At 71.9% G+C, this 21,386-nt stretch carries 21 protein-coding genes; 10 read left to right on the top strand and 11 right to left on the bottom strand.

The annotated features are described in order from the left end of the window. Positions 1 to 307: 307 nt before the first annotated feature. From VFW71_07950 to VFW71_07940, 3 genes are read left to right on the top strand one after another with little or no spacing between them, the layout of a single operon-like run. Positions 308 to 1,228: a type IV toxin-antitoxin system AbiEi family antitoxin domain-containing protein gene (locus VFW71_07950; GenBank protein ID HEU5002695.1), complete on the top strand. Its 921-nt coding sequence runs from the start codon at positions 308 to 310 to the stop codon at positions 1,226 to 1,228. Between the two features lie 22 nt (positions 1,229 to 1,250). Further along, complete coding sequence (locus tag VFW71_07945) at positions 1,251 to 1,496, top strand: CopG family transcriptional regulator (GenBank protein ID HEU5002694.1); 246 nt, start codon at positions 1,251 to 1,253, stop codon at positions 1,494 to 1,496. Next, complete coding sequence (locus tag VFW71_07940) at positions 1,490 to 1,813, top strand: type II toxin-antitoxin system PemK/MazF family toxin (GenBank protein ID HEU5002693.1); 324 nt, start codon at positions 1,490 to 1,492, stop codon at positions 1,811 to 1,813. Before VFW71_07945 ends, VFW71_07940 begins: the two co-directional genes overlap by 7 nt. 117 nt (positions 1,814 to 1,930) lie before the next feature. On the opposite strand, the gene VFW71_07935 is transcribed toward VFW71_07940, so the two are convergent. The 10 genes from VFW71_07935 to VFW71_07890 all read right to left on the bottom strand — a co-directional run bounded on the left by VFW71_07935 (position 1,931) and on the right by VFW71_07890 (position 13,072). After that, positions 1,931 to 2,830 carry a phosphoribosylaminoimidazolesuccinocarboxamide synthase gene (locus VFW71_07935; protein HEU5002692.1) on the bottom strand — a complete coding sequence of 300 codons (900 nt, stop codon included), beginning with the start codon at positions 2,828 to 2,830 and terminating at the stop codon, positions 1,931 to 1,933. 24 nt (positions 2,831 to 2,854) lie between these two features. Then, positions 2,855 to 4,159, bottom strand: coding sequence for an adenylosuccinate lyase (purB, locus tag VFW71_07930; GenBank protein ID HEU5002691.1), 1,305 nt, complete (start codon positions 4,157 to 4,159; stop codon positions 2,855 to 2,857). Between the two features lie 31 nt (positions 4,160 to 4,190). Continuing rightward, the gene (gene purE, locus VFW71_07925; protein ID HEU5002690.1) at positions 4,191 to 4,673 is read right to left on the bottom strand and encodes a 5-(carboxyamino)imidazole ribonucleotide mutase; all 483 of its coding nucleotides are present in this window, start codon (positions 4,671 to 4,673) and stop codon (positions 4,191 to 4,193) included. Further along, entirely contained in the window at positions 4,670 to 6,001 is a 1,332-nt protein-coding gene (purD, locus tag VFW71_07920; GenBank protein ID HEU5002689.1) for a phosphoribosylamine--glycine ligase, read from the bottom strand. The genes purE and purD overlap by 4 nt, the downstream gene beginning before the upstream one ends. Next, complete coding sequence (locus VFW71_07915; protein ID HEU5002688.1) at positions 5,998 to 7,299, bottom strand: adenylosuccinate synthase; 1,302 nt, start codon at positions 7,297 to 7,299, stop codon at positions 5,998 to 6,000. Before VFW71_07915 ends, purD begins: the two co-directional genes overlap by 4 nt. Before the next feature lie 75 nt (positions 7,300 to 7,374). Next, positions 7,375 to 7,569 carry a dodecin family protein gene (locus tag VFW71_07910; protein HEU5002687.1) on the bottom strand — a complete coding sequence of 65 codons (195 nt, stop codon included), beginning with the start codon at positions 7,567 to 7,569 and terminating at the stop codon, positions 7,375 to 7,377. 124 nt (positions 7,570 to 7,693) lie between these two features. Next, on the bottom strand, positions 7,694 to 8,683 hold the full coding sequence (locus VFW71_07905) for a hypothetical protein (protein HEU5002686.1): 990 nt from the start codon (positions 8,681 to 8,683) through the stop codon (positions 7,694 to 7,696). Positions 8,684 to 8,697: 14 nt separating this feature from the next. Then, positions 8,698 to 9,300 (bottom strand): sigma-70 family RNA polymerase sigma factor, encoded by a 603-nt coding sequence (locus tag VFW71_07900; protein ID HEU5002685.1) that lies wholly within the window; start codon positions 9,298 to 9,300, stop codon positions 8,698 to 8,700. A 24-nt stretch (positions 9,301 to 9,324) separates the two neighbouring features. Beyond that, the gene (locus VFW71_07895) at positions 9,325 to 10,803 is read right to left on the bottom strand and encodes a protein kinase (protein ID HEU5002684.1); all 1,479 of its coding nucleotides are present in this window, start codon (positions 10,801 to 10,803) and stop codon (positions 9,325 to 9,327) included. 19 nt (positions 10,804 to 10,822) lie between these two features. Beyond that, complete coding sequence (locus tag VFW71_07890; protein HEU5002683.1) at positions 10,823 to 13,072, bottom strand: DUF6049 family protein; 2,250 nt, start codon at positions 13,070 to 13,072, stop codon at positions 10,823 to 10,825. 65 nt (positions 13,073 to 13,137) lie between these two features. On the opposite strand from VFW71_07890, the gene VFW71_07885 reads away from it, so the two are divergent. The 3 genes from VFW71_07885 (at position 13,138) to VFW71_07875 (ending at position 15,271) form a co-directional block, all read left to right on the top strand. Next, on the top strand, positions 13,138 to 13,788 hold the full coding sequence (locus VFW71_07885) for a hypothetical protein (protein HEU5002682.1): 651 nt from the start codon (positions 13,138 to 13,140) through the stop codon (positions 13,786 to 13,788). After that, positions 13,785 to 14,558, top strand: coding sequence for a Type 1 glutamine amidotransferase-like domain-containing protein (locus tag VFW71_07880; protein ID HEU5002681.1), 774 nt, complete (start codon positions 13,785 to 13,787; stop codon positions 14,556 to 14,558). The genes VFW71_07885 and VFW71_07880 overlap by 4 nt, the downstream gene beginning before the upstream one ends. A gap of 116 nt (positions 14,559 to 14,674) precedes the next feature. Continuing rightward, positions 14,675 to 15,271, top strand: coding sequence for a hypothetical protein (locus VFW71_07875; GenBank protein ID HEU5002680.1), 597 nt, complete (start codon positions 14,675 to 14,677; stop codon positions 15,269 to 15,271). A gap of 51 nt (positions 15,272 to 15,322) precedes the next feature. Here VFW71_07875 and VFW71_07870 read toward each other — a convergent pair whose 3' ends face one another. After that, positions 15,323 to 16,315 carry a uroporphyrinogen decarboxylase family protein gene (locus VFW71_07870; protein ID HEU5002679.1) on the bottom strand — a complete coding sequence of 331 codons (993 nt, stop codon included), beginning with the start codon at positions 16,313 to 16,315 and terminating at the stop codon, positions 15,323 to 15,325. Between the two features lie 460 nt (positions 16,316 to 16,775). Here VFW71_07870 and VFW71_07865 point away from each other — a divergent pair, with 460 nt between their 5' ends. From VFW71_07865 to grdA, 4 genes are all read left to right on the top strand, one after another. Continuing rightward, entirely contained in the window at positions 16,776 to 18,068 is a 1,293-nt protein-coding gene (locus VFW71_07865) for a glycine/sarcosine/betaine reductase component B subunit (protein HEU5002678.1), read from the top strand. Beyond that, the gene (locus tag VFW71_07860) at positions 18,065 to 19,399 is read left to right on the top strand and encodes a glycine/betaine/sarcosine/D-proline family reductase selenoprotein B (GenBank protein HEU5002677.1); all 1,335 of its coding nucleotides are present in this window, start codon (positions 18,065 to 18,067) and stop codon (positions 19,397 to 19,399) included. Before VFW71_07865 ends, VFW71_07860 begins: the two co-directional genes overlap by 4 nt. Before the next feature lie 4 nt (positions 19,400 to 19,403). Then, positions 19,404 to 20,834 carry a glycine/sarcosine/betaine reductase complex component C subunit beta gene (gene grdC / locus VFW71_07855; protein ID HEU5002676.1) on the top strand — a complete coding sequence of 477 codons (1,431 nt, stop codon included), beginning with the start codon at positions 19,404 to 19,406 and terminating at the stop codon, positions 20,832 to 20,834. 73 nt (positions 20,835 to 20,907) lie between these two features. Next, complete coding sequence (grdA, locus tag VFW71_07850; protein HEU5002675.1) at positions 20,908 to 21,372, top strand: glycine/sarcosine/betaine reductase complex selenoprotein A; 465 nt, start codon at positions 20,908 to 20,910, stop codon at positions 21,370 to 21,372. The last annotated feature ends 14 nt before the right edge of the window (positions 21,373 to 21,386 follow it).

Raw genomic sequence — 21,386 nt, 5'->3', positions numbered from 1 at the left:
GACAGCTTGCCAGGGGGCCTTCTCACCCGTCAAGGGCCTTCGGTCTGCTTCGCAGACGGCCCTCGGTTGGTCCGGGAGGGGAAAGGCAAAGGCGAAGCAAACCGCCGCTTGACAGCCCGACCCTCATAGGTGTCCCACTGGGCGGGACGGATGTCCCCCAGTTGGTGCGCCGAGCCGGAGGTTGGCCCAAGGGCGTCGACGGACACAGGTGCTTATTAAGGGACGCCACTTTTTGTAGCGCACCGAATTCATAGCCTTTCTTGTCATACCCCCCTGCTTTACTGTCTCCATGGGCGCAGATCGAGACTTGGCGAAGCTAGCGGCGGAGCAGAACGGGCTCATCACTCGGGGACAGGCGCTGAGCCGAGGCCTCTCGGTCTCCGCCTTCTACCGGAGGGTGGCTGCCGGCGAATGGGTGACCATGTACCCGGGCGTGTTCCGGGCCGGGAGCTCGCCGACCGACTGGCTCCAGAGCCTGAAGGCAGCCACGATGGCGGTCCCGAACTCGCTGGCCTACGGCCTCAGTGCGGCTCGGCTTCTCGACCTGTCGGTCCCGACGGCCAAACTGGAGCTCGCCGTCCCGGTCCAACAGAGGCCCATGCGGGAGGTCACCCTTCACCGCACCGGCGAATTGGCCTGGACCGACCAGGACACGCATCTCGGGATCCCCACGATGTCGGTTGCCCGAACCCTCATAGCCCTGGCGGGCGTGGTACCCGAGGAGACCCTGGAGGCAATGCTCGACGCCGTCCTCGCCCGGCGGCTCGTGCCGCTTCCCTATCTGGTCCAGCGGTTCGAAGCCCTCGGCGCACGGGGTCGGAGAGGGGCTCGGGTGCTGGGCGATCTGCTCGCCGAGCGGGCGGGACAGACCCGCTTCGCCGATAGCCGGCCTCAGCGTGTGCTCTGGGCCCTCATCAACGAACGGGGCTGGACGGGGTGGTTCCAGGAGTACCGCATCGTGCTCGAAGACGGCCGGGTGATTTTTGTCGATGCTGCCTGCCCCGCGGTCCGCTTCGGCGTCGAGGTCGACAGCTTCGCCTGGCACTCGCAGATGAGCCAGTGGGGCTCGGACCACGAGCGGAACGCCGCCGCCATCGCCGAGGGATGGGACCTGCTGCCGGTGACGCCCTACCGCCTCTACAAGGAGCCCGAAAAGGTTGGAGACCTGATCGAGTTGGGGCTCCAGCGGCGAGGCTACCCGGCGACCGCGGTACCGACGCATGGTTGAGCATATGGAATACCATATGGCAATGGGGAGGCGGGAGGTGCTGGTTCAGCTCGACGACGAGCTTGTTGCCCGCCTCGACGCCTTAGCCCGTGAGAGGGGCGTGAGCCGGTCGATGCTCCTCCGGGAGGGCGCCCTAGCGGTTCTGGCGGTAAGCGAACTGGCCGCCGCCGACGCGCAGCTCCAGGAGGCCTATCGCCGCCAACCCCAGGACCCGGCGCTCATTGAGAGCGCTGGGCGGCTGGCGAGGGAGACGGCGCCGCCGTGGTAGCCAGGGGTGAGGTCTACTGGGCCGAGCTGGGACCACCTGTCGGCCGCAGACCCGTCTGCGTCCTGACACGGGATGCCGCCATCGCCGTGCTGCAGGCAGTCACCTGCGCGCCGGTCACGACCACCCTGCGGGGTATCCGCTCCGAACTGCAGATCGGTCCCACTGAAGGCATGACGCAGACGTGCGCGATCTCCTGCGACAACCTCCTCACCATCCCGAAGGCCTTGCTCGACGCAAGACCGGTGGGCAGGTTGGACGAGGCCCGCCGTGCTCATTTGGACCGGGCTCTCCGCTATGCCCTCGATATCCGTTATTGAGCTCGGGCACTCAGCGGGGGCCTCAACAGAGAACTAGGGGACATCCGTCCCGGGCTGCGGGACGAAAGTCCCCCGCCTCGGTTGGCCGGGGCCGGCGCCGGCGCCGGGGCCGGCGGGCTACGCGTCGAAGGTCCGGCCCGTGAGGCGCTCGTAGGCCTCCACGTAGCCCGCCCGGGTGCGCTCCACCACGTCCGGCGGCAGGTCGGGCGCCGGCGGGCTGTGGTCCCAGTCGGCAGCGTCCAGCCAGTCCCGCAGGTACTGCTTGTCGAGCGACGGCGGGTTCGAGCCCGGCTCCCACCGGTCGGCGGGCCAGAAGCGGGAGGAGTCGGGGGTCAGGACCTCGTCGGCCAGGGTCACCTCACCGGATGCCGGGTCCACCCCGAACTCGAACTTGGTGTCGGCCAGGATGATGCCCCGGTTGCGGGCATAGTCCGCCGCCCGGCGGTAGACCCCGACGGCGTAGTCCCGGGCGATCTTCAGGGTGCCGGGCGGGCAGAGGTCGGCGGCCTGGGCCTCGCTGATGTTCTCGTCGTGGCCGACGGTCGCCTTGGTGGCCGGCGTGAAGATGGGCTCGGGGAGCTGCTCGGCCTCCCGCATGCCGGGGGGCAGGGCGATGCCGCACACCGCACCGGTGCGTTTGTAGTCCTTCCAGCCCGAGCCGACAAGGTAGCCCCGCACGACGAACTCGACCGGCAGCATCTCGAGCCGGCGCACCACCATGTGGCGGCCGCCCAGGGCGGCGAGGTCCTCGCGCGCCGCCCGGGGGAGGTCCTCGAGCGGGGTGGGGACGTAGTGGTTGGGGCAGATGTCGGAGGTCGCCCCGAACCAGAAGATGCTCATGCCGGTCAGCAGGCGGCCCTTGTCCGGGATGCCCTGCGGCATGACGACGTCGTAGGCCGAGATGCGGTCGGAGGCGACGAAGAGGAGGTGGTCGGCGTCGAGGTCGAACAGCTCACGGACCTTGCCGGTGGCGAGGTGGGGCAGCGGCAGCGAGACGGAGGTGATGGCGGCGTTCATGACGGGACTCCCTTGACGAGATGACTAGGTTCCATCGAAGCTCTCCAGCCGGTCGATGACCGGTCCGGCGTGGCGCAGGTAGCGGGACGGGTCGAAGCAGGCATCGATCTGCTCGGGGGTGAGCAGCTCGCCGGCGGCGGAGGTGCGCAGGACGTCGCGCAGGTGGGTGCCCTCCCGCCAGGCCGCCATCGCCGACTCCTGCACGATGCGGTAGGCATGGTCGCGGCTGAGCCCGGCGTCGATGAGGGCCAGGAGCACCGACTGCGAGAACACCACGCCGCCCGAGGCCTCCAGGTTGGCCAGCATGCGCTCGGGGAAGACGCCCAGCGTCGCCAGGAGCTCGGTGGCCTCGGCCAGCATGAAGTCCAGCGCCATGCAGGCGTCAGGCAGGAACACGCGCTCCACCGAGGAGTGTGAGATGTCGCGCTCGTGCCACAGGGCGACGTTCTCATAGGCGGGGACGACCCCGGCCCGCACCACCCGGGCCAGGCCGCACAGGCGCTCCGCCCGCCAGGGGTTGCGCTTGTGGGGCATGGCGGACGAGCCCTTCTGGGCGCCCTCGGCAAACGACTCCTCCACCTCCCGGACCTCGGTGCGGGCCAGGTGGCGGATCTCGGTGAAGATGCGCTCGATCGAGGCGGCGACCCCGGCGAGGGCGGCGGCGTACTCGGCGTGGCGGTCCCGGGAGATCACCTGGGTGGAGACCGGGTCGGGCGCGAGGCCGAGGCGCTCGCAGACGTACTCCTCGATGTCGGGCGGGAGCTGGCTGTAGGTGCCGACCACGCCGGAGAGCTTGCCCACCGCCACGGTCTCCCGGGCACGGATCAGGCGCTCCCGGCCCCGGTCCAGCTCGAACGCCCAGCCGGCGGCCTTCAGGCCGAAGCTGGTGGGCTCGGCGTGGATCCCGTGGGTGCGGGCCACCATCGGGACGCCGGCGTAGCGCCGGGCGAGGGCGGCGGCGGTGTCGCGCGCCGCCCGGACGCCGGCCAGGAGGAGATCGGCAGCGGCCACCAGCTGGAGGGCGAGCCCGGTGTCGAGGACATCGGACGAGGTCATCCCGTAGTGCAGGTGGCGGGCGGCGGGGCCCACGTTCTCGGCGACATTGTCCAAGAAGGCGGCGACGTCGTGGCGGGTGACCCGCTCGATCTCGGCTACCCGGGTGAGATCGAACGCCGCCCGCGCTTTGATCTCGGCGAGGTCCCCGGCCGGGACCTCGCCCTTGATGACCCGGGCCTCCACCGCCAGGATCTCGATGCGCAGCCAGTGCCCGAGCTTGGCGTCCTCACTCCAGACCGCGGCCATCTCCGGGCGTGTGTAGCGCTCGATCAAATGAGGGACCCGATCAGCTCCGCAAGCCCGATCAAATCTTGAGCCCCTGGCTGAGCTCTTTCTTGAAGTTGCGCAGCTGCTTGCGCAGCTCGGGCCGGGCGAGGGCCAGCATCTGCACCGCCAGGATGGCGGCGTTGGTGGCGTTGGACAGCCCGACGGTGGCCACCGGGACCCCGGAGGGCATCTGGACGGTGGAGTACAGCGAGTCGGCACCGCCCAGCTGCTCGGTGAAGATCGGCACGCCGATGACCGGCAGGATGGTGTTGGCGGCCATGACCCCCGCCAGGTGGGCGGCCCGCCCGGCGGCGGCGATGATGATCTCGAGGCCCCGCTCCTCGGCGAGCTTGGCGTACTCGTGGGCCTGGTCGGGCGTCCGGTGGGCGCTGATCACATTGGATTCGTAGGGCACGCCGAAGCGTTCCAGGATCACGTTGGCCGCCTGCATCTTCGGCTGGTCGGAGAAGCTGCCCATCACGATGCCAACCAGGACGTCGCCGTCCTCCCCGTCTGTCATTGCTCTCCCGTCTCTCCCAATGGGGGGGCTCCGGGCCCCCTCTCCCCGCACCGGCCGATGTCCGACCGGTACCACATCCCCTCAAACCTGACGTGCGCCATGCCATCGTATGCCCGGTGGCATGCGATCTCCGAATCTTTCCCCAGCGCCGCCACCGCAAGCACGCGGCCGCCGTTGGTGACCAGCTCGCCGGCCGGCGTGCGGGTGGTGCCGGCCTGGAACACGGGCAGCCCGGTGACCGCGCTGGCTTCCGCCAACCCCTCGATGGGGCAGCCGCCCCGCACCGGGCCCGGGTAGCCCTCGGAGGCCGCCACGACCGCGACGCAGGTCTCCGGCCTCCAGTGCAGGGTCACCGCATCGAGGGTGCCCTCGGTGCACGCCAGGATGGGCTCCAGCAGGTCGGTCTCCAGCCGGGGCAGGAGGGCCTGGGTCTCGGGGTCGCCGAAGCGGCAGTTGAACTCGAGGACCTTCGGGCCGTCGCCGGTCAGCATGATCCCGGCGTAGATCATGCCGACGTAGGGCTCGCCGGCGCCGTGCCCGGGATGGGCGAGGGCGGCCACCACGGGCTCGAGGATCCCGGCGGCCACCGCCGAGGCCACCGCCGGCGTGCAGGCCGGCACCGGCGAGTGCGACCCCATGCCCCCGGTGTTCGGCCCCGTGTCGCCGTCGTGCGCCCGCTTGAAGTCCTGCGCCGCCTCCATCGGGAGGATGGTGCGCCCGTCGCAGAACGCCAGGACCGACAGCTCCACGCCGTCCAGCCGCTCCTCGATCAGCACCGAGGCACCGGCGTCGCCGAAGACGCCCCGCTCGAGGGCGTCGGAGATGGCCTCCGAGGCGGTGAAGAGGTCCTCGCACACCGTGACGCCCTTCCCGGCGGCCAGGCCGTCGGCCTTGACCACCACGCCGCCGCTGCGCTCCAGCAGCCCCCGGGCGAAGCTGACCGCTTCGGGCGGACGGGTGAACGAGGAGGCGGCCGCCGTCGGGATGCGTGCGGCCGCCATCAGGGCCTTCGCCCACGCCTTCGACCCCTCCAGGCGGGCACCCGCCGCCCCGGGACCGAACACCCGGATCCCCTCGGCCCGCAGGGTATCGGCCAGCCCGGCGACCAGGGGGGCCTCGGGGCCGACCACCACGAGATCGACCGCCGCCGAGGTCGCCAGGCCCACCAGGCCCTCGAGGTCCCCGACGCCGATGTTGAACACGTCGGCCATGCCGGCGATGCCCGGGTTCCCGGGGGCGCAGAACAGCGAGTCGACCAGCGGGCTGCGGGCAAGGCTCCAGGCGAGGGCGTGTTCCCGGCCCCCGCCGCCGACGAGCAGGACCCTCACGCCGGGACGGCGGACGGCGCCGGGCTCAGCCGGGAGATCGTCTCGGTGGCCTCGGGGCCGACGGAGATCTGGGTGATCGGGACCTGGCCCAGCTCCTCGAGGCGCTCGACGTAGGCCCGGGCCTCGGCGGGAAGGTCGGCGAAGGTCCTGACGTCCCCGATCTCGTTCTTCCACCCGGGGGCGTACTCGTAGACCGGCACCGCCTTGTGGAAGATCGTCTGGTGGGGCGGGAAGGAGTGGTAGGTGGTGCCCTCGTACTCGTAGCCGACGCAGATCGGGATGCGGTCGAAGGCGGAGAGGACGTCGAGCTTGGTGAGGAAGACCTCGGTCAGCGAGTTGAGCCGGGCGGCGTAACGGGCAATCACCGCGTCGTACCAGCCGCAGCGGCGCTTGCGCCCGGTGGTGGCGCCGTACTCGACCCCCCGATCCACCAGGAGCTCACCGTCGGGGCCGTGGTCCTCGCTCGGGAAGGGGCCTTCGCCCACCCGGGTGATGTACGCCTTGGTCACGCCGATGATGCGGTCAATGGCGAGGGGGCCGATCCCCGCCCCGGCGCACACCCCGCCGGCGACCGGGTTCGACGAGGTGACGAAGGGATAGGTCCCGTGGTCGAGGTCGAGCAGCGTCCCCTGGGCGCCCTCGAACAGCACGTTGAGCCCGGCGTCGAGGGCGGCGTGCACCTCGGCGACCGTGTCGGTGATGTGGGGCTTCAGGCGCTCGGCGTAGCCCAGGTACTCCTCGAGGATCTCGTCCTCCTTCATCGGCAGGCGGCCGAAGATCTTGGTGAGCACCAGGTTCTTCTCCCGCAGGGCCAGGCTGAGCTTCTCGGCGAAGATCTTGCGGTCCGAGAGGTCCTGGACCCGGATGCCGATGCGGCTGGCCTTGTCGGCGTAGGCCGGGCCGATGCCCCGGCGGGTGGTGCCCAGCTTGAGCTTGCCCAGGCGGCGCTCGGTCAGGCGGTCCAGCTCCCGGTGGTAGGGCATGATCAGGTGGGCGCTGCCCGAGATCCGCACCTTCTCGGAGGAGATCCCCCGGGCGGTGAGGGCGTCCATCTCCCCGACCAGCACCGACGGGTCGATGACCACCCCGGGACCGATGACCGGCGTGATGTGGGAGTACAGGACCCCGGCGGGCAGCAGGTGGAGCTTGAAGGTCTCCGAGCCGACGATGACCGTGTGGCCGGCGTTGTTGCCGCCCTGGTAGCGGACCACCATGTTCATCCGGTCGGCCATGAGGTGCGTGACCTTGCCTTTGCCCTCGTCCCCCCACTGGGTCCCGAGCAGGACGATCCCCGGCATGTCTCCTCCCTCGTTCTCGTTCGCCCCGCGCGGCCTCGTTTGGTGGTCAGTCGCAGGCGGGGGCGGCCCTGGGCGTCAGCGTTCGATGCGGAACTTGATGCGGACGTGCGCCAGGTATTCCGTGATCTCGTTGTTGGCGATAGTGCAGGAGGTACCGAGGATGTCCATCTCCTCGATGTTGCGCAGGGTCTTGGAGGCTTCAGCCAGCGCCTCCTGGGCAGCTTGGCGCCAGCTGTCGGCGGAGACGCCGACCAGTTCTATGGTCTTCACCACTGCCACCTGCATCACCTCCCGTCCGCTCCAACCCCGGATTGTACGTCGGGCGCTCCGGTTTAACCTCCGCTGTCGGCGGGACCGGGCGGGAGGGCCCGGTGCGGAGTCCGGCGGTCTTGTCTCAGGGCGCCAGCGAGGTGTGCGCCAGGAGCGAGCAGGCGGGTCTCGCCTGCACCCAGATCTCCAGGGAGGTGGGCGCGGCCGCCCCCGTGGCACCGGGCGGGAAGGCGGCCAGGACGATGAGCCAGGCGGGCTGGCCCTGGTAGGTGATCTCGGCGGCCTCCAGCGGGGCGGTGGGCGCAACGGCACCGGCCTCGGTCGCAGAGACGCAGCTCGACAGCGTGCCGAGGGGAATGGGCGCCAGGGGGGCCGCGGCGTTGGAGGTGAAGTCCGGAGCTTTGCCCGCCGACGGCACCGGGGGCGTGCCCACGTCGCCATTCACGTTCGTCGAAGCGGTCGGTTCCGGGGCTACGAGGGCACCGTTGATCGGGGCAGCCTGGGTTGCCCGGTTCTGCGCCTGACCGCCGATGACCCCGGCGGCAGCCGGCTGCGGGGTGGCCGTCAGGGCGGCCTCGAACTGGCGGGCGGTGGCCGGGATGCCGGCCGCCGTGAGCGACCGCACCGTGTCGCTCACGGCGGGCTGCTGGGCTACGTACACCGCCACGTCGCTCGTGCTGGCGAACGCCTTCGCCTGGATGGCCTGGGAGGCCCGGTGGCCGACCCCCGACGCGGTCACCGCCGCCTGGCCGCCCTGGAAGGCGGCGTAGCCGATCCCGGCCGCCAGCAGCCCGGCCACCGCCCCGCCGGCGGCGTAGACCTTCCAGGTCATGGCCTGGCGCCACCGGCTGAACCAGGGCCCGCCGCCCGGCGCCCGGCCTGTGGCCCCGGAGCGGGCCCCCGCCAGCACGGCGGTGCGCAGGGCGCTGGCCTCCGCGCCGGTCGGTGTGACCGCGGGGAGGGCGCCCACCGAGCGGACCACCCCCCGCAGCGACGCCTGGCGGGCGGCGCACTGCGAGCACGACGCCAGGTGGGCGTCGATCCGGGCCGCGGCGGCGCCGGAGTGCCCGTCGAGGTGGGCGCTCAGCGTCTCGGTATCGAGGTGGTCAGCCATGGTCCGTCGTCGTCTCAGTCATCGTGGTCGCTCATGGCACGCTCGGTATTGGACGGCCGCCCGGGCCCGCGGGTTCCCGGTTGGGGCGCCAACGTCTCGCACAGCGCCGCCCGGCCGCGGGCAATCCGGCTCTTCACGGTACCCACGGCGGCCCCGGTGGCCTCGGCGATCTCGTCGTAGGAGAGCCCGTAGAGGTCCCGCAGGATCACCGCCAGCCGCTGGTCCACGGGTAGGTGGCGCAGCGCCCAGTCGATGACCATCCGGTCGTCCGCCCGGCTGATGCCGTCGGGCACTGGCACCTCGATGGCCTCGGCGGGCAGGGGTGAGCGGGTACGTCGGCGGCCGAGATCGGTGCACGCGTTGACGGTCAGGCGGTACAGCCAGGTGGTGAACGCCGACTGGTGGCGGAACAACTTCGCCTTGCGGAAGACCGAGATGAAGACCTCCTGGGAGGCATCCAGGGCGTCGGCCCGGTTGCCCAGGATGCGGTAGGCGAGGCCGAAGACCCGGTTCTGGTGGCGGCGCAGCAGCACGTCGACCGCCTCGGACAGCCCGCGGTCGACGAAGCGCCGGATGAGTTCCTCGTCGCTCAGGCCCTCAAGGTCCGCGATCCACATCGCGGCACCAGTATGTGAGGCCGGCTAGCGCAGCGCTTTGATCTCCGAGACCTCGGCCGTGAACGAGCCGTCGGGGGCCGTCGGCAGCTTGGTGATCCACACCATCCAGTACTGGTGGGCGCCATCCTTGGAGACGTCGAAGGTCTGGGTGGCCCCGGCGGTGACGGCCGGTCCCGGGTCGCTCCAGGCCTTGCCGTCGTCCGAGTACCGGATGCTGCCCTGCCACCCGGGCGCGGGCGAGTCGACCTCGATCGAGCTGAGCGACTGGGACGAGCCCAAGTCGCCCCAGATGCCGACACCGCTGTATCCGAGATTGCCGAACGTGGCGTTGTTGTACGCCTGGGAGTGCCAGAAGGTGGAAGCGTTGCCGTCGAACGCCTGGCCCACCTGGTCCGGGTGCTCGGGCGAGTCGCCGGGCTCCTTCACCGCCCCGCCCGCCTGCAACGGGATCGGCTGGTGGCTGACCGCCGGGGCGGTGGTGGCCGGGGCCCCGCCGCCGGTGATGGCGGTCAGGTGGCCGGAGAGCTGCAGCACCCCGATGACGATGGCGATCGCCGCCAGGACCAGGAGGACGACAGGCGCCAACCAGCGGCCCTCGCTCCGGACGAAGGAGGGCACGTCGGAGGGGGCGGGCTCTGGGGGGCGGGGGGGCGGGGCGGTGGCCGGCGTGGGCGGGTGGAGGGCCCGGGACATCGAGGCGGAGCGCAGGAGCTGGCCCAGCTGGGCGGCGTCGGTGAAGCGCTCCTCGGGCTCCACGGCGAGGGCGCCGGCAACCGCGGCGTCCAGGTCCCGGGGGACGTCGGGCCGGAAGTCGCGGGGGTGCAGGCGACCGGGGCCGACGCCGGTCAGCTCCCGGCTGGCGCCCCGGGGCGAGCGCCCGGTCAGTGCCTTGAACAGGACGACGCCCAGCGCGTAGATGTCGGCGGCGGGGCTGGGGTCCTGGCCGTCCAGCACCTCGGGAGCCAGGAAGGACAGGGTGCCGATGAGGGCGCCGGTGGCCGTGAGGTCGCCGCCGAGGGCCGCGGCCCCGACGCCGAAGTCGCCCACCTTGACCTGGCCGGTCTGCGGCCCCGCCTCGGAGAACAGGATGTTGTCCGGCTTCAGGTCGCCGTGCACCACGCCGGCCCGGTGGGCGTAGGCGAGCGCCTCGCACACATCCGCCCCGATCGTCGCCACCCGGGCGGGCGGCAGGGGGCCGAGCCGGTCGAGGGCCTGGGCGAGCGAGCCGCCGGCGACGTACTCCATCACGATGTAGGGAGCCTCGTCGTGGTGGCCGGTGTCGTAGACCGCCAGGATCCCCGGGTGGGTGAGCGCACCGGCACCCCGGGCCTCTTGGCGGAACCGCTCGCACAACACCTCGTTGGAGAGGAGGTGCCGGTGGAGGATCTTGACGGCGACCGGACGCTCGAGCACCTCGTCCATCGCCTGCCATACGGCGGTCATCCCGCCTGAGCCGACCTCGGCCTCGAGCCGGTAGCGTCCGGCCAGCCTGACGTCGATCATGGCCTGAGTCTACCCACGGTCAGGGCGTTGCCGGCGGTGCCGACGGGGCTCCGGGAGCGATCAGCGGGAGGACGCCGGGAGTCTCCCCCGCTGCCGGTGCCGCTTCGGGATGCACCTCGGAACGCACCCTCCGGCGCACGACGCCGCGGGCCCAGGCAATCAGCAGGAACAGGGCGGCCGCTCCCATGATCACCAAGGCGACGATGTTGTACGCGGTGGACCGGACCAGCAGGCTGCCCCGGGTGATCAGCACGTTGGCCGGGGTGCGGACCTCGATCTGGACCGGGAACTGCCCGCTGAATTTGGCCGATGCGTGCACGACGATGATCTGCGCCCGCGGCTTCAGGGTTTGCATCAGGCAGGTTGCCTGGCCCGGCTTCTGCCCCGGGCAGGCGGAGCCCTGCGTGAAGGTGAGCCGGTCGGAGGCCAGGTAGAACATGACCGTCACCGGGTAGCCCAGGCCGGACTCGACCGCGAAGGGAATTTTGGCCTTCTGCGAGGTGATCGTGACCGTCGAGTTCCGATTGATCTGGATCTTGGCCAGCTCCGCCTTCACCCGGTTGGTGACGTAGGTGGCGAAGGGGCGCCCCTTGTCCGGGGTGGACCCCCGCCCCCACCACTCCTCGCCCTCGGCCACCAGGAGCCGCCGGGTCAGGTCGTTGACCAGCCTCGCCGGGGGTCCGATCGCCTCGAAGTCCGAGAGCCGCTTGCCGGCGGTGCGCAGGGCGTCGAAGTAGTCCTTGCCCGGGTCGCTCGGGCCGGCGGACACGACCGAGTCGGCGACGTCGATCGCCGGGGCGGTCCCCGTGGCGGCGAGCGCGTCGGGCGTCGCCCCCGCCATCCAGGGGGCACCGGAGCCGGATGTCAGCGCCGAGAGGACCCCGTCGAGGACCGTAGGGTCGGGGGACCAGTCGTTCGGGGCGACGGTGACCACCGCGCGGCTGACCGCAGGCTGCTCCTGCTCGATGGTGGCCGCCTCGGCCAGGAACTGTTGGCGGATCTGCACCGGGTCGAGGCCGTTGCCGCCGTCGCCGGGGGCAAGCCGCGAGGCCAGTGTCGAGTCCTCGACCAGGGCCCCCACCGAGGCGTGGTTCTTCGGGGCGACGGCGGTGATCTGGGCACTTGGGGTGAGCGGCACGACGCTGCTGGAGGCCAGCGACGGGGGGGCCAGGATCACGTCGGTGATGCCCAGCCCGGCGACCTCGGCCAGGGTGGCGTCGTCGAGCAGCCCGTCGGTGGGGAGCAGCCAGCCGGGCAGGGGGTTGACGCCGGGGAGGACCGCTTTGAGGGTGGAGGCGCCATCCCGGATCTGGTCGGCAACCGCCGACGTGAACCCGTTGGCCATGAGGGCGGGCAGCGGAGCCTGCGAGTACGGAGTGTTGATGATCCGGATGTTCGGCTGGGTCGCCAGGTGGAGGAGCGTCTGGATGGTGGCGGCCGCCTGTTGGACCACCGGGTCGTCGCCCGCCACCTGCTGGATGCCGGAGCGGGTCACGCGGGGGAATCCGTTGCCGGACGAGAGGATGGCGAGGCCGCCGAGGAACTCCCCGGTGGGGGCGAGGGCGACGTTGACGTTGGCGAACTCCGGCGACTGGAGAGCGGCGAGGATCCGGCCGATGCGCCCGCCCGGGGCGATGGCCTGCTCCAGCGAGCGCGAGGTCTCCTGGTCGCTGGGGTTGAAGGCCGCGGGGGCGTCCAGGGGGATCACCAGTCCGACCTGGAGCGGGTACTGCTCGGCGGTCTCCTGGAAATAGATCAGCTCGGTGGACAGGTACACGGTCGGGACGTTGCCGACGTCCACGGTCAGGCGCACCGGGTAGGCGCGGTCCGCCTGGCCGGAGGCCCGCTGGCGGAAGTAGGAGTACGTCGTGAGGGTGGTCTGGAGGTCGAGCACGAACCGCTTGGTCTGGCCCGGGTCGAGGGTGTCCGGGAAGGACTCAGAGTCCGCCCAGGCGCTGGTGAGACCCTTGCCGGCCAGCTGGTTGGAGAGCTCGGACCGGCTGCCCGGGGGCCGGTAGCCGTCGAGGTGGATGCTGAGGTTAGACACCGGCGCGGTGCCGTTGTTGGTGACGTCGACCGTGGCACTGACGTCGGTGGCGGGCCCCATCCACGTCGGGAAATCCACCAGCTTCATGGAGAGCGACGGGCCGGACGACGCCGCAGCGGCGGGCTGGGCGGTGAGGCCAATCGTGCCGGCGGGGACCAGCCATACGAGGGCCCACAAGAGGGCCCAGCAGCCCCACCGGCGCTGGAGGGCGGGCGACCGCATCACGGGGAGCTTATCGCCGCTGCCTGGAACTGGGTTTTCCTGGGCGTCCCTCTACAATTTCTCGCATGGGGGACCAGGCGGACTGCACCTTGCTGCGGGGCGGCTCCGCCGCCCGGGGCCGGGCCCACCTCGAGTCCGACCGGGTGCTCTTCCGGGGCGCCGCCCGGGCCTCGATCCTGTTCTCCGAGGTGACCTCCGCGACCGTTTCGGGCGAAGGGGATCTGGAGCTCGGCACGGCCTCCGGCCCGGTCACGCTGGCGGGCCTGGGGGCGAAGGCCCCCCGCTGGGCGCGGGCGATCCGGGAGCCCAAGAGCGTCCTGGAGAAGCTGGGCGTGCGGGCCGGGATGCGGGTCGAGCTGGTGGACCTCGAGGACGCCGCGTTCTCCCGGGAGCTTCTGGAGCGGGGTGCGGTGCTCATCTCCGATTCCGAGGGTGGGGGGCCGGCGGACGCGCTCTTCTTCCTGGTGGCCGACCCCGCGGCGCTGGGGCGGGTCGGCGCGCTGCGCGGCCGGCTCAGCCCCGCCGGCGCCCTCTGGCTTCTGCGGCCCAAGGGCCCGGGGGCGGCCGTCAAAGAGCTGGATGTGCTGGAGGCCGGCCGGGCCGCGGGCCTGGTGGACACCAAAGTGGTGGCCTTCTCGACGACGCTCTCGGCCGCCAAGTTCGTGATCCCGGTGGCGGAGCGGTCGGGGGCGGGGTCGAAGGGGCACGCGGGATGAGCCGGGTCTACGGCCTGTTCGGGTCAGGCGAGTTCCTCCCCTGGGCCACCACGGTGGACCGGGTGCTGGTCGCCCGGGCCGGGGGGCCGGAGGGCATCCGGGTGGGGGGGCCGGATGGCGCCCGGGTGCTGGTGGTCCCCACCGCCTCCGCCCCCGAGGGCGACACGGTGTTCGCCCGTTGGGCGGAGATGGGCATCGACCACTACCGGGGCATGGGCATGGCCCCCGAGCTGGCCGCGATCCGGGTCCGGGAGGACGCCGACCGGCCGGAGGTCGCCGCCCGGGTCGCGGGCGCCTCGTTGGTGTACTTCTCGGGGGGCAACCCGGCGTACCTGGCCCGGACCCTGAAGGGCACGGCGTTCTGGGCGGCGGTCGCCGGAGCGCTGGATGCCGGATGTGCCCTCGCCGGGTCGAGCGCCGGGATGAGCTTCCTCGGCGGCCGCACCTTCGACCCGGCCGCCCGGGTGCCGGGCGGGCTGCGGGTATGGGTGGATGGGCTCGGCCACTTCCCCCGGGCGCTGCTCGGCCCGCACTGGGACGCCGTGGACCGCTGGCTGCCGGGGGCCACGGGCATGATGCTGGCCGCCGTGCCCGAGGGGTGGTCCTTCATCGGGGTGGATGAGGACACCGCCGTCGTGGGCGACGGCAACCACTGGGAGGTCATGGGCAGGGGGACCGCCACCGTCCGTCGGGCGGGGGAAGACCCGGTGGTGGTGGCGTCGGGCGCATCGTTCGACCTTGCGCTTGTGGGCGATCCCACCGGCCTTTGACCTGAGCGAATCGTCCGGTTCGCTACGCCGCCTTTGCATCCTCCTCGCGAATATCGATAATGGCGCCTCGGGGAGCGGGTGATCGACCGGCGCAGAGCCGGAAGAGGGGGTCAGGGGTGAACAAGAAACTGCTGATGCTGCCTGTCGTCGCCTTGGTCTTGGTACTTGGCGTGGTCGCTGCCTTCGCCGAGAACGGCACCCCGCCGCCGGGCACGCCGGACGTGAACGGCAGCCTGTCGGACCTCTCCGGGCAGGTGAAGAGCGGGCTCCAGCAGGCCGACGGCACCGTGTCGGCCACGGTCTCCTCGACCGTGACCCAGGGCGACGGCACCCTGGACAGCGTGCAGGGCGACGCCGACGCCGCGCTCAAGGGCTCCAACGTCGATCCCTCGGCGGTCGACGCCCTGGTCACGCTCCTGGAAGGCACGCTCGGTCAGGTGGGCGACACCGTCTCCAAGACAGTGGACGGGTTCACCGTCACCCTCACCCGGACCGTCGACGGGTTCTCTGAGACCGTCACCACGGTGGTGGACGGCGTGCCCACGACGGTGAGCAAGACGCTCATCAGCGCGTCGGGGGTCATGAGCACGGTGTCGGGCGTCGGCCTGGGAGTGCAGCAGGACGTCACCGCCACCGTGAGCGACGTGCAGGCGCTCCTGAAGACCCTGGACATCGGCACCCTGCTGCCGGTCACGCCGACGGCGAAGGGCTAGGGCTTCCCGGCCGTTTGTCCGGCCGTTTGTCCGGCCGCTGCTCGGTGGCTGTTAGGCGGCTACGACCTCGCGCACCGCGGCCAGGTTCGCCTCCGGGGCCGTCACCGCCACGGAGCAGCCGGCGGACAGGATGACGCCGGCCCCGCCAGTGCCCTCCAGGGCGGCCCGCCCTTCGGCGACGACCCCCTCGGGCCGTGCGTGGACCATGGTGGTCTTCTGCCCGAGGCCGCCCATCGCGGTCCGCTGGGCACGGTCACGGCCCTCGGCCAGCGTGGGGTTGCCGGCGTCGTGCACCGACCAGCTCACCACCGGGAGGCCGAACAGGGGCGCCAGCCCGAAGTGGAGGTGGGCGCCGCACAGGTGCAGGATGTTGAGCCACGCCGCATCGGCCGGCGGGAGCTTGCCGATGACCTCGAGGTCGTGGGGGAGGGCGAGGGCCTCGTACTCCTCGGCGGTCATGAGGTCGGCGGAGGCGTACCCGGACACGGCGTAGAAGACGCCCGCTCCCCCGGCCTCGACCGAGGCGGTCGAGAAGCTGACCAGCGCCCGGCCGATCTTCTCGAGGGCGGGGCCGACGATCCCCGGATGGCTGCGCAGCATCGCCACGATGCCCTGGGGGTCTTTGCCGATGAGGTGGCCGGCGACGGTGATCGGCGAGAAGACGGTCTGGATGACCGGCACCCCGGCCCCCGCGGCCACCAGGCGGATCGCCTCGACCTGATCGGCGAAGGCCGGGTGCCCGGCATCCACCTCAGGCAAGGTGGCGAAATCGTCCAGTTCCTTCACGGCCGGGGAGACCAGGGCGGGCGACTCGGTGGCGTTGCCGCTCGCCCGGTACTCGGAGCCGAAGGCCTCGGCGAAGCAGCTCGCCCGGGGCTGCAGCTTCACGAAGTCCCACCCGTGGCGGCGGGCGCGGTCGATGGTGATGTCGGCGAGCTTGGTGGGCGACCACTCCTCGAGGAATGTGTGGCCCCACCAGGTGAAGGGCGGCCGGTCCGGCGTGCCGAGCTCGAGGGCGGTGCGGAGGCGGGTGACGGAGTCCATGGCCGCCAGTGTATGCGGGCGTCGCGCGGAGGCCGGCGGATGGCTAGGGGCAGGCGAGGGCGGGAAGGGGTGTTCGGTTGGCCGGGATGAGATGCTCCTATAGATAGTCGTGCCGCGGCGGCGACATCATTCGGGGGACGTTTGTCCCGCTACCCGGGACGAAAGTCCCCCACCTCAGCGGACGCAGGTCGCCGCCCACATCATCGTGGTCACTTTGCCCGGTTTTTGGGGGCAAATCGACCTCGATGCTGCCCGCTTGGCTGGCGCGGAGGGCCGGCCCGGCATACCTGCACGAGTGGTACAGCCAGGAGATGTACTGCTCCGCCAACTTTGCCGGAGGCGACCTGAGCCGGGCCGCTAGGCAGGCTAAACGCGGTGTTCATACCGTTTGAGCCGTAATAATGTCGGATGGTCCGCCCGCGGCGGGCTCCCGGCCCGGGCCCGGTACCATTTCGTGCTCATGGGAACCAACGGAACCGCACAAAGGCCGGTCGTGCTGCGCCGGCTGGTGCACGCCGTGCGCGAGGTCGCCCTCGGGGACGCGACCCGGCTCGCGGGCGGCGTGCTGACCGTGTCGCGCGCCGAGCTGTTGGCCCTGGGCGCCAGCCCGGCCCTGAAGGCGGTCGGCATCTCCGTCGTGTCCCCCGGGCAGAGCGCCCGGATCGTGAAGGTGCTCGACGCCGTCGAGCCCCGGGCCAAGAACTCGGGCGAGGGCATCTTCCCCGGGTTCGTCGGCCCGGCAGCCGCCCAGGGCAGGGGGGAGACCCACGTGCTGCGAGGAGCGGCGGTGGTGGCCGCCGGGTACCTGCCCCGGGCACAGGAGGCACTGGTCGAGATGTCGGGGCCGGCGGCAGAGCGCTCGCCGCTCGGGCTCACCCACAATGTCGTCGTGACCTTCGAGCCGGCCGATGGGGCCGCCTGGGACGAGGTGGACCGGGCCGTGCGCCGGGCGGTACTCCGCATCGCCGCCCGGCTGGGTGCCGCCGGGCGGGGCGAATCGCCGGACACCGTCGAGGAGCTCGCCGCACCCGGCGCCCCCCGGGCAGGCCTGCCCCGGGTGGGCGCCATCACCAACTTGCAGACCCAGGGCGCCTTCAAGGATGTCTTCTTCTACGGCCGCAGCCTGGCGGGCAGCCCGCCGGCACCGGTCGATCCCACCGAGGTCGACGACGGCGCCATCGTCAGCGGCCAGTACGGTCACCCCGGCTTGCGCAACCCCACCTACGTCCACCAGAACCATCCGGTGGTCGCCGCCCTGCGGGCAGCCGACGGGAACGAACTCAGCTTCGGGGGCCTGGTGCTGTGCCCCGAGCCGGTGGAGCAGGGGGCCAAGGAGCTCGCCGCCGCCCACGCCGCCCGGCTGGCCGCCACTCTCGGCTGGGACGCCGCCATCATCACGAAGGAAGGCGGGGGCAATGCCGACTCGGATATCTCCTTGAAGATGGATGCGCTGGAGGAGCTGGGGATCCTGGGGGTCGGGCTCTTCGCCGAGATGTCCGGGCCGGAGGGGACGGCACCGCCGCTGGTGTCGCCACCCTCGTCCGCCACCGCCATGATCTCGACCGGCAACTACGACGAGCGCGTCGTCCTGGGCGCTGTGGAGACCGCGGTGGGGGCCGAGCGCTTCGACCTCCTCGACACCGGGGCCGCCGAGGCGATGGAGGTGCCCATGGCAGTGCTGGTCGCCTCGCTCAGCCCCCTCGGTTGGGGCCGCCTGAGCGCCGCGGGAGCGGATACCGTGGGAGCGTCATGAGAGTCGTCCACTACATCAACCAGTTCTTTGCCGGCGTCGGGGGCGAGGACCAGGCCACCGTGGGGCCGCAGTCCAGGCCGGGCGCGGTCGGTCCCGGCCGCAAGCTGGCGGCCACGCTGGCCGGGCTGGGCGACTTCGAGCTGGTGGCCACCGTCTTCTGCGGCGACGACTACGCCGCCTCCGAGCATGGCGCCGCGGCCGAGATCCTGGCCCTCGCCCAGGAGGCGGGGGCCGAGGTGATCGTCGCCGGACCGGCCTTCGGCAGCGGCCGCTACGGCATCGCCTGCGGCCGTGTGGCGGCGGCAGCGGCGGGCGCTGGCCTCGTGGCGGTCGCCGGGATGGATCCGGCCAACCCTGGGCTGCCCGAGGTGGCCCCGGCGGTGGCCGTGAACTCGGGCGACGCCGCCCGGCACATGGCCCAGGCGCTGGAGCGGATGGCGAAAGCGGCTGCGCTGCTGACCACGGGTGGCACCCCGGGCGATGCCGAGGGGGTGATCGCCGCCGGAGGGGGTGCGGGCGCCCGGCGCAACAGCGTCGCCGACCGCACGGCCGCCGAGCGGGGCGTCCTGCTTGCCCTGCGCCGGCTGAACGGGGGCAAGGAGACCGAGATCCGGCTGCCCGACTTCGGGGCGGTGACCCCGGCGAGCCCCGTCGCCGACCCGGGCGACGCCCTGGTCGCCATCCTCACCGAGGGCGCCCTCGTGCCCATGGGGAACCCGGACCGCCTGGAGTCCGCCCGGGCCAAGCACTGGTTCCGCTATGCCCTCGAGGGCCGGGACACGCTGCCGACGGGGGAGTACCAGTCGGTCCACGGTGGCTTCTCGACCGTGATCGCCAACGCCGACCCCCACCGGATGCTGCCGCTGGATGTCGCCCGGGAGCTGGAGGAGGCCGGGCGCATCCGGGCCCTCCACCCCGAGTACCTCACCACGGCGGGCAACGGGACGGCGGTGGCCGACGCCACCCACTTCGGCGTGGAATGGGCCGCCGAGCTGCGCCAGGCGGGCGTCCAGGCGGCGATCCTGACCTCGACGTGAGGGACCGGCACGCGTTGCGGGGCAACGCTCGCGAAAGAGTTGGAGAGGGCGGGAATCCCGACCGCCCTGCTGTGCAACCTCGTCCCGATCGCCCAGCGGGTGGGGGCGCCGCGCATCGTGCCGACCCGGGGCATCCCATACCCCACCGGCGACCCCGCCCTCGACCCCGCCGCCGAGCGGGCCTGGCGCCGCCGGCTGGTCGAGACCGCCCTGTTCGCGGTCTCCACCGAGGTGCACCGCCCCACGGTCTTCCCGGTGTTGGAAACCGCGCTGGAACCAAGTTTGGAACACTGAAGGCGTGAACCTCCCCGTCGTCCCTGCCACCGGGCAGATCCTGGCGCACACCCCGGGCCTCGCCCGTCACGGCTCCAAGCCGATGCGGGAGCTGCCCCGCGACCCGGAGGTCGAGGCGGCCTTCCTGCGATCGCTGCGCAGCTTCGACGAGGCGGTCGGCTATGCGCCCCACCAGGCCTACCTCGGCTCGATCCATCCCCGCGACCTGCCCGCCCGGCCCTGGACCGGCTCCGGGCTGCCCGGGGCGGAGCGCTTCGTGCCGGGCGGTGAGGTCATGCCCGAGGACGAGTTCCTCGCTCTGCTGGCGTGCATGGACCAGTTCGGGCTCGTGGTCCTCGACCGGGACTTCGCCGAGGCGGCGGCCACCCGGTTGGCCCAGCACCCCCTGGCGAAGGCGCTGGATCTCGACCGGATCGTCGGGGCGGCGGGCGACGTCGAGGCGGTGGCGTCCGAGCCCGGCGCTCTCCCCCTGCACGTCGAGCGGGATCGCCTGGTGGGCGCCATGCGGGCCGCCCACCACGAGGACGCCTCGCTGGCGGCCGAGGTGCTGCTGGAGAACCTGGCCGGCAAAGCGACCGGCGCCCTGGCCCTGCTGCACCTGCTGGCGGACCACGACATCGATCCCCACTCGGTGGACTACGTGCTCGGCTGCTCGGAGGAGGGCGTCGGTGACCGCTACCAGCGGGGCGGCGGCAACATGGCCAAGGCCATCGCCGAGGCGGCCGGCCTGTCCGAGGCGTCGGGGGCCGATGTGAAGAACTTCTGCGCCGCCCCGGTCCCCGCCCTGGTGGTGGCCGCCAGCCTGGTGGCTGCGGGCGTGTTCCGCACCGTGGCGGTGGTGGGCGGGGGATCGCTGCCCAAGCTGGGCATGAAGTTCCAGGGCCACCTGAAGCACGGGATGCCGGTGCTGGAGGACGTCATCGGCGGGTCCGCCGCGCTGGTGGCCGCCGACGACGGGCGCTCGCCCCGGCTGCGCCTGGACCACGTCGGGCGCCACAAGGTGTCCGCCGGGTCGTCCAACCCGCAGATCATGGAGGCGCTGGGCATCGAGCCGCTCGCGGCGATGGGCCTGAAGATGACCGACGTCGACGACTACGCCACCGAGCTGCACAACCCGGAGATCACCGAGCCGCAGGGCTCGGGCAATGTCCCCGAGCGCAACTACAAGACGCTGGCTGCCCTGGCCGCCCGGCGGGGAGATATCGAGCGGGCGCAGATCGACGCCTTCGTGGCGGAGCGGGGCATGCCGGGCTACGCCCCCACCCAGGGCCACCTCGCCTCGGCGCTGTGCTATCTCCCCCACGCCGTCGACCGCCTGACCCGCGGCCCGGCATCTCGCGTGCATATGATTGCGAAAGGAAGCCTGTTCCTCGGTCGGATGACACAGGCCTCCGACGGCATGAGCGTCCTGCTGGAACGCAACGGGATCTCCTGACCGTCACCCACACGGATCGGTGCCCGGGGGTTCGCCGCGGGCTGGGAGGCAGTGAAGGGGGGTGAGATCTCCGGTGTTCGACGGCAAGTTCGTGATCGCTCTGGGCGAGCGCGACGGTGTGGCCGGGCCCGCCATCGCCGCCTGTGCGCAGGCAGCGGGCAATGAGGTGGTGTTCCAGGCGACCGAATGCTTCGTTTGAACTGCTTCAGGGGCAATGGACCTGGGAACGCAGGAAGCCATCCTCCGGTTCGTCAACCAGCATGGGGCCGAGAAGATCCTCGTGCTGCTGGGGGCGCCGGACGGCGAGAGCGCCGAGATCGCGGCGGAAACCGTGATCATGGGTGACCCCACCTACGCCGGTCCATTGACCGAGACCCAGTTGGGTCTCGACACGTACCACATCCTGGAGGACGAGGTTCGGAGCTGGGTCCCGGAGACCGTCTACGAAGAGCAGATCGGTGTGATGGCCGACGTGCTCGACGCAGCCGAGATCGCCACCGCCGTGCGCGGGATGCGGGAGCGCCGGGGCGCCGCATGAGCCAGCGTCGCAAT

The sequence above is a fragment of the Actinomycetota bacterium genome, from assembly GCA_035765775.1.
Classification (GTDB): domain Bacteria; phylum Actinomycetota; class CADDZG01; order JAHWKV01; family JAOPZY01; genus DASTWV01.
The sequence above is the reverse complement of the archived record's forward strand: the minus strand, read 5'-3'. Positions and strand labels throughout refer to the sequence as shown.

What these genes read in the sequence shown, in the direction of transcription:
- VFW71_07945 (HEU5002694.1), top strand. Translation starts at nt 1,251, where the DNA reads ATGGGGAGGCGGGAGGTGCTGGTTCAGCTCGACGACGAGCTTGTTGCC.
- VFW71_07935 (HEU5002692.1), bottom strand. Translation starts at nt 2,830, where the DNA reads ATGAACGCCGCCATCACCTCCGTCTCGCTGCCGCTGCCCCACCTCGCC.
- purE (HEU5002690.1), bottom strand. Translation starts at nt 4,673, where the DNA reads ATGACAGACGGGGAGGACGGCGACGTCCTGGTTGGCATCGTGATGGGC.
- VFW71_07915 (HEU5002688.1), bottom strand. Translation starts at nt 7,299, where the DNA reads ATGCCGGGGATCGTCCTGCTCGGGACCCAGTGGGGGGACGAGGGCAAA.
- VFW71_07905 (HEU5002686.1), bottom strand. Translation starts at nt 8,683, where the DNA reads ATGGCTGACCACCTCGATACCGAGACGCTGAGCGCCCACCTCGACGGG.
- VFW71_07900 (HEU5002685.1), bottom strand. Translation starts at nt 9,300, where the DNA reads ATGTGGATCGCGGACCTTGAGGGCCTGAGCGACGAGGAACTCATCCGG.
- VFW71_07895 (HEU5002684.1), bottom strand. Translation starts at nt 10,803, where the DNA reads ATGATCGACGTCAGGCTGGCCGGACGCTACCGGCTCGAGGCCGAGGTC.
- VFW71_07890 (HEU5002683.1), bottom strand. Translation starts at nt 13,072, where the DNA reads ATGCGGTCGCCCGCCCTCCAGCGCCGGTGGGGCTGCTGGGCCCTCTTG.
- VFW71_07885 (HEU5002682.1), top strand. Translation starts at nt 13,138, where the DNA reads ATGGGGGACCAGGCGGACTGCACCTTGCTGCGGGGCGGCTCCGCCGCC.
- VFW71_07880 (HEU5002681.1), top strand. Translation starts at nt 13,785, where the DNA reads ATGAGCCGGGTCTACGGCCTGTTCGGGTCAGGCGAGTTCCTCCCCTGG.
- VFW71_07870 (HEU5002679.1), bottom strand. Translation starts at nt 16,315, where the DNA reads ATGGACTCCGTCACCCGCCTCCGCACCGCCCTCGAGCTCGGCACGCCG.
- VFW71_07865 (HEU5002678.1), top strand. Translation starts at nt 16,776, where the DNA reads ATGGGAACCAACGGAACCGCACAAAGGCCGGTCGTGCTGCGCCGGCTG.